12 protein-coding genes are annotated in these 12,888 nt (G+C 31.2%); 3 read left to right on the plus strand and 9 right to left on the minus strand.

What is annotated here, in order from left to right:
* Positions 1–18: 18 nt before the first annotated feature.
* The gene (gdhA, locus tag ABI549_RS02140; RefSeq protein ID WP_348074801.1) at positions 19–1,362 is read right to left on the minus strand and encodes an NADP-specific glutamate dehydrogenase; all 1,344 of its coding nucleotides are present in this window, start codon (positions 1,360–1,362) and stop codon (positions 19–21) included.
* Positions 1,363–1,553: 191 nt separating this feature from the next.
* On the opposite strand from gdhA, the gene ABI549_RS02145 reads away from it, so the two are divergent.
* Together ABI549_RS02145 and ABI549_RS02150 are read left to right on the plus strand one after the other, a co-directional pair.
* On the plus strand, positions 1,554–2,381 hold the full coding sequence (locus ABI549_RS02145; protein ID WP_348074802.1) for a glutamate dehydrogenase: 828 nt from the start codon (positions 1,554–1,556) through the stop codon (positions 2,379–2,381).
* 169 nt (positions 2,382–2,550) lie between these two features.
* A complete protein-coding gene (locus ABI549_RS02150) occupies positions 2,551–3,801 on the plus strand; it encodes an ABC transporter permease (RefSeq protein ID WP_348074803.1) in 1,251 nt (416 codons plus the stop codon).
* A gap of 74 nt (positions 3,802–3,875) precedes the next feature.
* Here ABI549_RS02150 and accD read toward each other — a convergent pair whose 3' ends face one another.
* From accD to ABI549_RS02165, 3 genes are read right to left on the minus strand one after another with little or no spacing between them, the layout of a single operon-like run.
* Positions 3,876–4,730: an acetyl-CoA carboxylase, carboxyltransferase subunit beta gene (gene accD / locus ABI549_RS02155; protein ID WP_348074804.1), complete on the minus strand. Its 855-nt coding sequence runs from the start codon at positions 4,728–4,730 to the stop codon at positions 3,876–3,878.
* Positions 4,731–4,775: 45 nt separating this feature from the next.
* Positions 4,776–5,843 (minus strand): class II fructose-bisphosphate aldolase, encoded by a 1,068-nt coding sequence (gene fbaA / locus ABI549_RS02160; RefSeq protein WP_348074805.1) that lies wholly within the window; start codon positions 5,841–5,843, stop codon positions 4,776–4,778.
* Positions 5,844–5,883: 40 nt separating this feature from the next.
* Positions 5,884–8,418 carry a BamA/TamA family outer membrane protein gene (locus ABI549_RS02165; RefSeq protein ID WP_348074806.1) on the minus strand — a complete coding sequence of 845 codons (2,535 nt, stop codon included), beginning with the start codon at positions 8,416–8,418 and terminating at the stop codon, positions 5,884–5,886.
* 35 nt (positions 8,419–8,453) lie between these two features.
* On the opposite strand from ABI549_RS02165, the gene ABI549_RS02170 reads away from it, so the two are divergent.
* The gene (locus ABI549_RS02170; protein ID WP_348074807.1) at positions 8,454–9,182 is read left to right on the plus strand and encodes an RNA methyltransferase; all 729 of its coding nucleotides are present in this window, start codon (positions 8,454–8,456) and stop codon (positions 9,180–9,182) included.
* Here the strand turns inward: ABI549_RS02170 and ABI549_RS02175 are convergent.
* The 5 genes from ABI549_RS02175 to ABI549_RS02195 form a co-directional block, all read right to left on the minus strand.
* Complete coding sequence (locus tag ABI549_RS02175) at positions 9,179–9,889, minus strand: porin family protein (RefSeq protein ID WP_348074808.1); 711 nt, start codon at positions 9,887–9,889, stop codon at positions 9,179–9,181. The two genes, ABI549_RS02170 and ABI549_RS02175, sit on opposite strands and share 4 nt — an antisense overlap.
* 20 nt (positions 9,890–9,909) lie before the next feature.
* On the minus strand, positions 9,910–10,641 hold the full coding sequence (ubiE, locus tag ABI549_RS02180; protein ID WP_348074809.1) for a bifunctional demethylmenaquinone methyltransferase/2-methoxy-6-polyprenyl-1,4-benzoquinol methylase UbiE: 732 nt from the start codon (positions 10,639–10,641) through the stop codon (positions 9,910–9,912).
* A gap of 517 nt (positions 10,642–11,158) precedes the next feature.
* Positions 11,159–11,644 (minus strand): dihydrofolate reductase, encoded by a 486-nt coding sequence (locus ABI549_RS02185; RefSeq protein ID WP_348074810.1) that lies wholly within the window; start codon positions 11,642–11,644, stop codon positions 11,159–11,161.
* The gene (locus tag ABI549_RS02190) at positions 11,644–11,973 is read right to left on the minus strand and encodes a 2TM domain-containing protein (protein WP_348074811.1); all 330 of its coding nucleotides are present in this window, start codon (positions 11,971–11,973) and stop codon (positions 11,644–11,646) included. The genes ABI549_RS02185 and ABI549_RS02190 overlap by 1 nt, the downstream gene beginning before the upstream one ends.
* 45 nt (positions 11,974–12,018) lie before the next feature.
* Positions 12,019–12,843: a thymidylate synthase gene (locus ABI549_RS02195; RefSeq protein ID WP_348074812.1), complete on the minus strand. Its 825-nt coding sequence runs from the start codon at positions 12,841–12,843 to the stop codon at positions 12,019–12,021.
* Positions 12,844–12,888: the final 45 nt, after the last annotated feature.

Here is a 12,888-nt window from a genome sequence, read left to right on the forward strand (position 1 = left end):
ATTATAAAGTTTAAGGAATTAAACTACTCCTTGGCCTAACATTGCATCAGCTACTTTTACGAAACCAGCGATGTTTGCGCCTTTTACGTAGTCAACATAACCTGTCCCGTCAGCACCATATTCAACACAAGAAGCGTGAATCGCTAACATGATATTTTTCAATCTTTCATCAACTTCTTCGGAAGTCCAACTTAATCTCAACGAGTTTTGAGACATTTCTAATCCTGAAGTAGCAACTCCACCTGCATTAGATGCTTTTCCTGGAGCAAATAATATTTTCGCTTTTTGAAAAACAGTTACTGCTTCTGGTGTAGAAGGCATGTTTGCTCCTTCAGCCACACAAATACATCCGTTTGCAACTAATTGTTTTGCTTCGGCCTCATCTAATTCATTTTGAGTAGCGCAAGGCAAAGCAATGTCACATTTCACTTCCCATGGACGTTTTCCTGCAACAAATTTTGCGTTTGGATATTTTTTCAAATAATCGCTAATTCTTCCGTAATTTACATTTTTAATTTCCATTACATGAGCTAATTTCTCAGCATCAATTCCGTCAGCATCATAAATATATCCAGCAGAATCAGACAAAGTTACAACTTTACCGCCTAATTGTGTTGCTTTTTCAGCAGCGTATTGTGCTACATTTCCTGAACCAGATACTACTACAGTTTTACCAGTAAAACTTTGCCCTTTTGAAGCTAACATACTTTGTGCAAAGTACACATCTCCATATCCAGTTGCTTCCGGACGAATTAATGAACCTCCAAAAGAAATTCCTTTACCAGTTAAAACTCCTGTAAATTCGTTTCTAATTCTTTTGTATTGACCAAACATATAGCCAACTTCTCTTCCTCCAACACCAATATCTCCAGCAGGAACATCCGTGTTTCCTCCAATATGCTTGCACAATTCTGTCATAAAAGCTTGACAAAATTTCATGATTTCGTTATCTGATTTTCCTTTTGGGTCAAAATCAGCTCCACCTTTTCCTCCACCCATTGGTAAAGTAGTCAAACTGTTTTTGAATGTTTGTTCGAAAGCCAAAAATTTAAGAATACTTAAATTTACAGAAGGGTGAAAACGAATTCCTCCTTTGTATGGTCCAATAGCAGAACTCATCTGAATACGGTAACCACGATTTACTTGAGTTTTTCCAGCATCATCTAGCCAAACTACTCTAAACATAATAACACGTTCTGCTTCGACCATTCTTTCCAAAAGCATCTTGCCTTCGTATTTTTTATTTTTTTCTATAAAAGGAATTACTGTTTCAGCAACTTCTTTAACTGCCTGCATAAATTCAGGCTCATTTGGGTTTCTTTTACCTACTGCTTCGATGAAAGCGTCAATACTTTGTGACATGATTTATAGATTATTAACGTTTGAAAAAACGTTTTCGTTACGAATAGCAAATATACAGTTTATAAAAATATAGCCAACTAATTTTATATTAAACTCTCATTTGTATTTAATATATAAAAAAAGTATCTTTTTTTTTTGAAATGTTTGATGTTTTTATATATTTGTCATATAATGAATAAAATCTTTTAATCATGCCCAAATATTTTAGCTTAATCTTTTTATTCTTGATAGGATCAATTAGTTCGATACAAGCACAGTTTGGTTTTTCTCACGAAGTGGGAGTAATTGCAGGACCTGTAGCATTTCAATCTGATTATGGAGAGCGGCATGATTTTCAAACAAATGCTGGAAATACGGGAATTGGTATAGGTTTGGTTCATTACCTGAATTTTTCATATAGAGCTGATTGTAATTGTTATACCCCAGAAACTTATTTTAATGACCACTTTAAGCTTAGAACTGAACTGTCTTATAATAAGACAAAACTTAATATGTTTGGGGAATGGGTTACAGATGAAAAAGTTAATAAACCTGATCAAGCACCTGGTGTTCCAAATAATGCAAAACAACTAAAATCAATGGAAGGTAGTACTTCTGTTACAGATATTGGTATGCAACTAGAATACTATCCTTGGAGCATTAGAGATTTTACAGCTACCACAGGTAGTTTTGCTCCTTTTTTTAGCTTAGGGGCTCATTTTAGTTTTTTTAATCCGGAAGTTCATTCAACTTTAGGAAATTTGAATGCAATAAATGTCCATCCTAAATATTGGGCTCCATCTGATGGTCAGAAGCATGGTTTTTCTAACGAAAGTGGGAGTACTTGGTCTGTTGTTTCAAGTGTTGGAACTCGATATAAATTGACTCCGTTATCGGATTTAATATTAGATTTGCGTGTGCAATACTATTTTTCAAATTGGGTAGATGGTTTAAATCCTAACCCTGCAGTTTATAAAGAAAATAAATCTAATGATTGGAATATTTGGTTGAATTTTGGATATATTTATTATTTAAATTAATATTCTTAACAATCTGAAAAAAACCTGTTCTAAACTTTTTAGAACAGGTTTTTTTATTTTTTCTTATTATAATTTTAAAATCTAATTTTAACGATTATAAGAACTAAATTAATAAATTTTGTAACATTCTATTTGTAAATCATACTTATATGTAGAAAATTAAATGTAGATGGTAGTATATATTCGATTATTGAAAGAGAGTTTTGGGTTTGCTATTAATGCCTTGCGAAATAACAAGCTACGCACATTGCTTTCACTCTTGGGGGTTACAATTGGAATTTTTTCTATTATTGCAGTGTTAACGGCTGTCGATTCTTTGGATAGAAAGATTAAAAAAGATTTGAGTACACTTGACAAAAATACTATTTATTTAATGAAATTTTCATTTGGACCATCTGAAATCCCAAAATGGAAAAGACAACAATTCCCAGATGTTACATATGAGGAATATCAATATTTAAAATATAATGTAAAAGGAGCTGAAAATGTATGTTTTCAATTTTTCACGAAACCAGAAACTTTAAAATATGAAGGAAATACAGTTAGTAATATAAATGTAGTTCCAGTTTCAGATGAGTTTGACGATATCCAAAAATTAGATTTTAAATCTGGTAGATTTTATAATGAATCCGAGTCAAATTCAGGATCTTTACTAACTGTTTTAGGGAATGAAGTTGCTAAAAACCTTTTTGACAATATTGATCCAATAGGTAAAAAGATACGAATGTATGGACAAAATTTCACAGTTATTGGGGTTTTAAAGAAACAAGGTGCAGGACTTTTTGGTGATAGTGATGATACATCTGTTTATTTACCTTCAAATTATTTGAGAAAAAAATATGGTGATAATGCAGATTTTTTAACTCCAGTAATACTTATGAAACCAAGAGAAGGAGTTGATATTAATGAGTTTAAGGCTGAAATCACACAGAAGTTAAGAAATTTGAGAGGGGTTAAAACAGGAGAAATAGATAATTTTTTTATTAATGTGCTTTCTGGCTTTACGGATTTATTGGATGGAATAGTAGGACAGCTAAAAGGTGGTGGAATATTTATAAGTTTGTTTTCGCTCCTTGTCGGCGGATTTGGTATTGCAAATATTATGTTTGTTTCTGTAAAAGAGCGTACAAACTTAATAGGTATACAAAAATCATTAGGAGCTAAGAATAAATTTATTTTATTTCAATTTTTATTTGAGTCTGTTATTCTGTGCTTATTTGGAGGTATTATAGGAGTATTTTTTGTTTGGATAATATCTTATGTTTTAACCAATGTTTTAGATTTTGAGTTTTTTCTAGGTATTGGTAATGTCCTTTTTGGAGCTGGAGTTTCAGTTTTTATAGGAATTATTGCTGGAATTATTCCTGCATACATGGCTTCAAAATTAGATCCTGTTGAGGCAATCAGAAGTGGAATGTAATAGTAGTAGTTTAGATATCAATAAAAAAGCACTCATTTGAGTGCTTTTTTGTTTTCAGTATTTTTAAAATAAACTTATCTAACTTCTGTATTCAAAATTAAATCTAAATATAAATTTATTTTGTCTTTTAGTTCTTTTCTTGGGGTTATAAAATCTAAGAAGCCATGTTCTAAGACAAATTCTGCTGTTTGAAATCCTTCCGGTAAGTCTTTCCCTGTCGTGTCTTTTACAACGCGAGGTCCTGCGAAGCCAATTAATGCACCAGGTTCAGAAATATTTACATCTCCAAGCATTGCATATGAAGCAGTTGTTCCTCCAGTTGTAGGATCTGTACACAATGAGATGTACGGAATTTTCGCTTCGGCAAGTTGTGCTAATTTTGCTGAGGTTTTTGCTAATTGCATTAGTGAATATGCGGCTTCCATCATACGCGCTCCTCCTGATTTAGAGATCATAACAAATGGAATATTATTTTTAATAGAATAGTCTATTCCGCGAGCAATTTTTTCTCCTACAACAGCACCCATCGAACCACCAATAAAGGCAAAATCCATACAACAAACTACTAGATCACGTCCTTTAGATTTTCCTACAGCTGTACGTACGGCATCTTTTAGTTTAGTTTTACTCATAGCATCTACTAAACGGTCTGAATATTTTTTTGTATCAACAAATCCTAAAGGATCTTTGGAAGTTATATTGGGATCAAGTTCTGTAAATTCGTTGTTGTCATATAATATCTGAAAATATTCAGCACTACCTATGCGGACATGGAAATCATCTTCTGGGCTAACCCAAAGATTTCTTGCTAGCTCATCGGCATCAACAATTTTTCCTGTGGGAGATTTGTACCATAGCCCTTTAGGCACATCCATTTTGTCTTCAGTAGCTGTAGTAATCCCTTTTTCTTTTCTTTTAAACCAACTCATATTAATTTCAGATTTCAGATTTTAGAAATAATTCCTAAATCGTATTTATAGTGTGTTAATATTATTTAAATCGGCAAATGCCTGCTCTAATCTTGTATTGAACGTTATTTCGCCTTCACGAAGCCATTTTCTTGGATCGTAGTGTTTCTTGTTAGGTGAATCAAATCCGTCCGGACTGCCTATTTGGGTTTTTAGATAATCTATGTTTTTTACCATATAGTCACGAATTCCTTCGGTAAAAGCAAATTGTAAATCGGTATCAATATTCATTTTTATAACACCATAACCTATTGCTTCCCTTATTTCTTCTAATGTTGAACCTGATCCGCCGTGGAAAACAAAATCTACTGGATTATGGCTTGTTTTAAATTTATTTTGAACATAATCTTGAGAATTTTTTAGGATTTTTGGAGTAAGTTTTACATTTCCAGGTTTGTAGACTCCATGTACATTTCCAAAAGCTGCCGCAATTGTAAAACGAGGTGATATTTTCATTAGTTCCTCGTACGCGTATGCTACTTCTTCAGGTTGTGTGTATAATTTTGAACTGTCTACATCAGAATTGTCTACACCATCTTCTTCTCCGCCGGTTATTCCTAGTTCAATTTCAAGAGTCATATCCATTTTACTCATACGAGTTAAATATTGTTTGCAGATCTCGATGTTTTCTTCAATGGGTTCTTCAGATAAATCAATCATATGTGAAGAATATAATGGTTTTCCAGTTTCTGAAAAATGTTTTTCAGAAGCATCAAGTAAACCGTCAATCCAAGGTAAAAGTTTTTTAGCACAATGATCTGTGTGCAAAATTACGGTTGCGCCATAAGATTCTGCAAGAGTATGTATGTGTTTTGCTCCAGCTATAGCTCCAGCTATCGCAGATCGTTCGTTAGTGTTAGACAGCCCTTTTCCAGCATTAAATTGCGCTCCTCCATTTGAAAACTGAATAATTACAGGAGCGTTTAGTTTTGCCGCAGTTTCTATTACACAATTTATAGTGTCTGAACCTATTACGTTTACCGCTGGTAATGCAAATCCTTTTTGCTTCGCATAATTAAAAATTTCCTTAACCTGATCACCTGTAGCTACACCTGATTTTATATTATGTGTCATTTTTTTAATTTTAATGTTTACAAAATTACTAATTTAACTTTTAGAAAGGATAATTTATACCAATATTTGGAACAGCTTTGCTTAAATTTAATTCTTTAAACCATTTTTCGTTTTCATCTTTTGCAGGATTATAGGTTTTAAAACCAAAGTCTAGTCTTGCTAAAAAGAATTTAAAGTCATATCTTAGACCTAGTCCAGTACCTAATGCCAAGTTTTTTAAAGAAGATATTCCCGAAAATACTTTAGCCTCATCTTGTTCGTTGTCAAATACATTCCAAATATTACCACAATCTGCAAAAAAAGCACCGTTTAGATTTCCAAATATTTTGTATCTAAATTCAGCATTAAATGCAATTTTCATATTTGCTTCATTAAAATCATATGATTCTAGAGAGCTTCCAGGTCCTAAGCCATATGATTGCCATGCTCGATTATCATTAGAACCTCCTGCAAAATAACTTCTAGAGAAAGGAATAGATTTAGAGTTACCATATGGAATTGCAATTCCAAAAAAACTTCTCACAGCAACAGTTTTTCCGTTTGTTAAATCCCAATTTTTTACAAAATCAAATTCAGCTTTTGCATACTGAGAATATTCTAAACCAAATATACTTCTTGTTCCATCACTATTTCTGGGTTGTTTGGAAAGGTTTGCAACTAGTGATAATATATTACCAGCCGCTTCAATTTTACCTCTAAAGCTATAAAATTCTTTGTCAAAAAAATCTGTTTTTGAATCTTTTGAGTAACTAAAATTACCTGCAAATATTAAGTTATTTTCAGTTAGTCTATCTTTTCTCTCTTTAATACTTTTTATGGTTTTGTAGTCTGGATTTGAAACTGTTAGTAATGGGTATGCATTATTTAAGGTATTGTTAATAAATGCATCAGCACTTCCATCGGCAATTCCTAAATTGTTTTCGGAATTAATAACTCCATAAATACGAGCCAAATTATTTAGTTTATTATAAGAAGATCCGTAAACATTAAAATAGTTATTGATATTAATATTTTTTATATACTGAAGATTAACTAAATCAAATTTTGCAGATACATTTTTTTTTGGAATCCAATTATAATTTATGGCTGCTGTAAAACTTTCTTTGTCTAATCCTATGTTTTTCTGTTTTGCAAATCCTGCGCTAATTAAACTAGAAGGGAACATGCTTTTTGGAATAATTCTCTCGGTTTTAAACGGGAGAATCAATCTTGGAAAACTTAATCGCATGTCGGCTCCAATTTCTAAAATATCGAAAAATTTATTTTCGGGACTAGATGATCCTTTAGAAGATCCTATGTTTCCTCTTAACCCTAATTCTAATATTTCTGCCCCTCTAAAAATATTTCGAATTGACAATGATGTAACTCCTGAAATACCTATATCTTGAATATTGGAATGTGTTACATCTAAACTTGGTTTAAGATTATACTTTGGTTTTGAAGTTAAATAGATGTTTGTTTTTAGAGTTTGGGTTATGGTATCTTCTACAAACTGAATGCTAGGATAATTAAAAACTTTTAAGTTGCTTAAAGAGCGTAAAGTTAATGTTCTATTATCATCACTATACAAGCTGTCTTTTTGAATAAAAATAGCATCGGTAATAGCTTTAGAACGGTATCGTAATTTATTTGTACTATAAAGATTAAAATTTTTGTAAATTGTACTGTCGGCAATTTTTTCGTGATTTTTGTTATCTAAATCAGTTGTAAAAATATTAACAGCACCCATTTTATAAATCTTATATGGTTTGCTTTTTACTGAATCTCCAAATTTTGTTGCTTGATTAGTAATTATAAGTTTCACAGGTGCTTTTTTACTAGTAGTATCAATTACATAACTAATACTCTGTTGCTGAAAATAGTACACACCATGATTCCTAAAATTTGATGTAATTCTAGAACGTTCATTGTTAAAATCATCTAATTTGTATTGTTGTCCTTGTTTTATAAATGATTTAGATTTAGAAAACGTATATAAAGAATCTAGGGCTGGAGTTTCAATATCATATGAAATAGTGTCTAAGAATGTTGGTTTTCCTGTTGTTACAGTATAACTTATTTCACCTCGTTTTTTTTCTAAATAAGTTGCTTTAAACTTAGTCTCGGTGTCAAAATAACCATGGTTGAAATAGTATGCTTTCAATCGTTTTATAGATCTTTTCGTTTTTAATGTGTCTATTATAACAGGTGGCTCGCCAGTCCGTTTTAAAAAACTATGCCATCCAGAATACCAAAAGGACTGACCTAATCGATCAACTTGTTTTTTTGAAAGCCATTTTGCTTGTCGTTTATATTTTTCTGGATTGGCAATATATTTTGCTTTAAAAATAGAATCAGGATTATTTATGGCTAAATTATACATGTTTAGCCTAAGTTTGTACCCAAGAAGAGAAGTGTTGGGTTGTTGTACTAGTTGAGATATAATAACATCTTCAGAGTTTTTCTTTCCATTTACTAAAATTTCATTTTTAATTAGTAAGTGTTTTTTATTCGGAACTTTTTTTACTACATCGCAAGCAGTAATAAGTACCGAAATTAGAATAAATAATGATATTTTTGTATTAATATTGTTCAAACGATTCTAAAATTTAGTTCAAAAATACACTTTTTATGGTTAGTAAAAACCAAATAAAACTTATAACGAGTTTAGTTCAAAAAAAATATCGAAAACAGCACCAATTATTTATTGCAGAAGGAGCAAAAGTAGTTGAAGAATTATTACAGTCTAATTTCGAATTAGTAAATTTATATACCACTAGACCAATGTTTTTAGAGGTTTCAGAATCAAAAAAATCAATTATATCAGATTCTGATTTAAAAAAAATTACAGCATTAACTACCGCAAACGATTGTTTGGCGATTTTTAGGATTCCACAAGAAAAAGATATTGAAAAAGAGGGATTAATTGTAGCACTAGACGATATTCGTGATCCAGGAAATTTAGGAACAATAATAAGATTGTGCGATTGGTATGGGATTTCTCAAATTATATGTTCTGAGCAAACTGTGGATGTCTACAATCCTAAAGTAATACAGGCTACAATGGGCTCTGTATCCAGAGTTAATATTTCCTATATAGATTTAGAATTATATTTAGCAAAATCGGAAACAGAGATTTTCGGAACTTTTATGGATGGACAGAATATCTATAAAATGCAATTGCCTACTTCTGGAATTATAGTTTTGGGTAATGAAGCTAACGGAATTTCTAAAATAATAGAGCAACAAATAAAACAAAAAATAACTATTCCTCGTTTTGGAAACTTGCAACTAACAGAAAGTCTTAATGTTGCAACGGCAACGGCAATTGTTCTAAGTGAATTTATGAGAAGTTATTAATGAAATGCAAAATTTATAAAAATCCCTCTAGTTCTAATTTGGTCTATATTTCCCGTCCAAGGACTATTTGGGTCTTTATCTGAAATTAATTCGTTTTTCATTCCAAATATTCCTCTAATTGAAGGAGAAAATTTAAAATATTCAAAATATAAATCTATTCCGAGTCCCATTTCATAATTACTTGTACTTTTAGTCATTCTAAATCTATTACTCGAATTGTCATCTGGTGAATCTGCATTGCTAGATAAGTTCATGTCCGACGAAATACCACCAATTACATAAGGTCTAACGTTTCCAATTCTTTTTGATGAAAACTTAAGTAGTAAAGGAAAATGTATATTAGTCGTTTTTACCTCACGAAGTGCATCAACATTGTCTGTAAAATGAGGGAAACGTAAATTTCGTTGACCATAAGATAAACCTGGTTCGAAACGAAGGTTTATGTATTCAGTAAGCCTTAAGTCGGCTATCATGCCCACATTAAAACCTGTTTGGCTATCTACGATTATATCTTCGTCATCATATTTTTTGTTAATTTTGAAATCATAATTATTAAAGCCTAGATAAAAACCAAAATAAACCCTTTGTTTGTCAAAATTTTCAAGATTTAAAAGTGCATTTTTAGCAAACATACTTCTGCTAAAAACTTGCGCGTTACTAACGTTTGAAGTTATAATTATTAGTATAAATAAGAGTTTTTTACTCATTTTGAATCGTCAATTTATAATTATTTTTTAGAAGCTGAATAGATTGTTGCAACGCCAAATGTTTGTGGCAAATGTACTACATCTATAAACCCAGTTTTTTGTAAAATATTGTTCAGTTTTTCTCCATAAGGAAAAATAGAAGCAGAATCCGATAAATATTGATATGCTACTTTGTCTTTAGAAAACATTTTGCCAATAATAGGTAAAATGTTTTTAGTATAAAATCGATAACCTTGTTTGAAAGGGAATTTATCAGGAACCGATGTTTCTAAAATAACAAAAATACCATTTGGTTTTAACACTCGTAATATTTCAGTTAGTCCTTTTTCTAAGTTTTCAAAATTTCTTATTCCAAAAGCAACAGTAATCGCATCAAAAGCATTATCATCAAATGGCATTTTTTCTGAATCTCCAAGGATCATCTCTATTTTATTAGATAAATTTCTGTCCGCAATTTTTTGTTTACCCACTTCGAGCATTCCTACAGATATATCTAATCCTATGATTTTCTCAGCATTTGTATTAGACAATAATATCGCTAAGTCTCCGGTTCCAGTGGCAATATCAAGGATGTTATTTGGATTTTTAGTAGCAATCATTTTCAAGATTTTTTTGCGCCATTTTACATCAACACCAAAAGAGATAACTCTATTTAGGTTGTCGTATTTTGATGAAATGGTATCAAACATTTTTGCGACCTGCTCTTTCTTTCCAAGTTCAGAATCTTTGTAAGGTTTTGTGCTAATAGACATAAAAAATATTTCAGCAAATATAAAACTAAATTCCGAATGTTTATAAAATGGTAAATCATCGGTAAATTAAACTTTTTAGTCGCCTTTCTAACTGAAATTGGTTATATATAAAAATACCAAATATCTGGTATTGTGAGGTTTTAAGCGTTTTTTTAAATTTACAATCTAATAAAGTTCTTTTGATGATTTTTATCTAATAATCTTAGATTAATATAATGAGTCAGCACAATTTGTTATATTTCTTCATTCAAAATCGGCAATTGATTCTTTTCAATTGCAGTTTTCAAGTGCACAAACGTTCTTTGGTTAAATTTGTTTTTGGAAATTTTAGTTTCGTACTTTCTTAGTGGTATTTGGAGGTACAACTTTAGAGATTTTTCTCCGTTTTTTTATTGATTTAATATAAGTTTAGTTGAACAATAAAAAACAAAATTTATTTTGGCTGTCGAATTAGATTTTTTTTATCAAGACAATTTATTAGTATAAAAAACACTTCCTTTTGAAGTGTTTTTTTTGTCTAAATTATTCTATAAGTTTCAAAGTCAAAAGAACATGAGTGTTTTTCATCCTTGTTATGAAATTCAGAAGAAACTAACTTCCATTTTGTTAAATCTATTGTTGGGAAAAAAGCATCGGCATCAAAAGTATTATGCACACGAGTAAGTTCGATACAATGGGCTATATTTATAGACTGCTTGTAAATATCGCCACCACCAATAATAAAAATTGTTTCGTTTTTAGGGCAAATGGCTATAGCATTTTCGATAGAATCAACTACAAAACAACCATCAGGAACACTGTAATTCTTGTTTCGAGTAATAATAACATGTGTTCTGTTGGGTAAAGGTTTAGGGAAACTTTCAAAAGTTTTTCTTCCCATAATTATATGATGACCTGAAGTTATGGTTTTGAATCTTTTGAAATCATCGGGCAAGTGCCAGATTATTTTATTGTCTTTTCCTAATTCGTTGTTCTCGCCAGCAGCAGCAATAATTGTAATCATTAATTGTTATTTTGGTCCAAATCTTTTTGTAATTGCTCTATTTTTCGCTCTTGCTTGGCAACCAGTTTGTCTATTTGTGTACGTTCCCAATTTTTGTTCATAAAACTATCAGTAATAAAAACGCGAATAAAATGTAGAACAAATAGGAAACTTAAAATGGTGATTACCCACAAAAACCAATGTGTATCTGGATAAACCCCCAATAATTTATTAATAATTATAGAAAATATACTAAGTAGTACAAAAAAAACAAAATGATAATACAATCGTTTTTTTTGTACTAAACGTTGTCTAGCATATTCGTATTGTTCGTGTTGAGAATTTTCCATATAATTTTAAATTATGGCTAAAGATAAAATTTATTTTGGAATTCTCTATACAGCAACTACACCTTTTATATGTGCATGTGCTTCGTAACCTTCAAGTGTAAAATCTTGAAATTTAAAATCTAAAATATTTTTTACTTCAGGATTCAAAATCATTTTCGGTAATGGTTTTGGTTCGCGTGATAGTTGCAATTCAACTTGCTCGAAATGATTATTATAAATATGTGCATCGCCAAAAGTGTGAATGAATTCTCCCAATTGTAAATCGCAAACTTGAGCAATCATCATCGTAAACAGCGCATAAGAAGCAATGTTGAAAGGAACTCCCAAGAAAATATCGGCACTACGCTGGTACAACTGACAGGATAATTTCCCTTCTGAAACATAAAATTGAAAAAAAGCATGACAAGGTGGTAACGCTACTTTTCCGTTAGCAACATTTTCTGCAAATGATTTTGCGGTATCTGGCAAAACTGAAGGATTCCAAGCAGAAACAAGCATTCTACGGCTGTTTGGATTTGTTTTTAGAGTGTCTATTAATTCGGTAATTTGGTCAATTTCTTCGCTATTCCAGTTACGCCATTGGTGTCCGTAAACAGGCCCTAATTCGCCATTTTCGTTTGCCCAATCATCCCAGATTTTTACGCCATTTTCTTGTAAATAAGCAATATTTGTTTCCCCTTTCAAGAACCAAAGCAATTCATGAATAATAGATTTTAGATGTAGCTTTTTTGTTGTAACCATAGGAAAGCCTTCGGCAAGATCGAAACGCATTTGGTAACCAAAAACACTTTTTGTTCCTGTTCCTGTTCTGTCTCCTTTTTGTGTTCCGTTGTCTAAAACGTGTTTTACTAAATCTAGGTATTGCTTCATTACTGTGGATTTGGTTATTCGGTTATTTGTTGATTCGAATAACCA

The sequence above is a fragment of the Flavobacterium sp. genome, from assembly GCF_039932285.1.
GTDB lineage: Bacteria > Bacteroidota > Bacteroidia > Flavobacteriales > Flavobacteriaceae > Flavobacterium.

Bases quoted from the DNA above. Each gene is read 5' to 3' on its own strand.
- ABI549_RS02150 (WP_348074803.1), top strand. From the start codon at position 2,551: ATGGTAGTATATATTCGATTATTGAAAGAGAGTTTTGGGTTTGCTATT.
- accD (WP_348074804.1), bottom strand. From the start codon at position 4,730: ATGAGTTGGTTTAAAAGAAAAGAAAAAGGGATTACTACAGCTACTGAA.
- ABI549_RS02170 (WP_348074807.1), top strand. From the start codon at position 8,454: ATGGTTAGTAAAAACCAAATAAAACTTATAACGAGTTTAGTTCAAAAA.
- ABI549_RS02195 (WP_348074812.1), bottom strand. From the start codon at position 12,843: ATGAAGCAATACCTAGATTTAGTAAAACACGTTTTAGACAACGGAACA.
- ABI549_RS02190 (WP_348074811.1), bottom strand. From the start codon at position 11,973: ATGGAAAATTCTCAACACGAACAATACGAATATGCTAGACAACGTTTA.
- gdhA (WP_348074801.1), bottom strand. From the start codon at position 1,362: ATGTCACAAAGTATTGACGCTTTCATCGAAGCAGTAGGTAAAAGAAAC.
- fbaA (WP_348074805.1), bottom strand. From the start codon at position 5,843: ATGACACATAATATAAAATCAGGTGTAGCTACAGGTGATCAGGTTAAG.
- ubiE (WP_348074809.1), bottom strand. From the start codon at position 10,641: ATGTCTATTAGCACAAAACCTTACAAAGATTCTGAACTTGGAAAGAAA.
- ABI549_RS02175 (WP_348074808.1), bottom strand. From the start codon at position 9,889: ATGAGTAAAAAACTCTTATTTATACTAATAATTATAACTTCAAACGTT.
- ABI549_RS02185 (WP_348074810.1), bottom strand. From the start codon at position 11,644: ATGATTACAATTATTGCTGCTGCTGGCGAGAACAACGAATTAGGAAAA.
- ABI549_RS02145 (WP_348074802.1), top strand. From the start codon at position 1,554: ATGCCCAAATATTTTAGCTTAATCTTTTTATTCTTGATAGGATCAATT.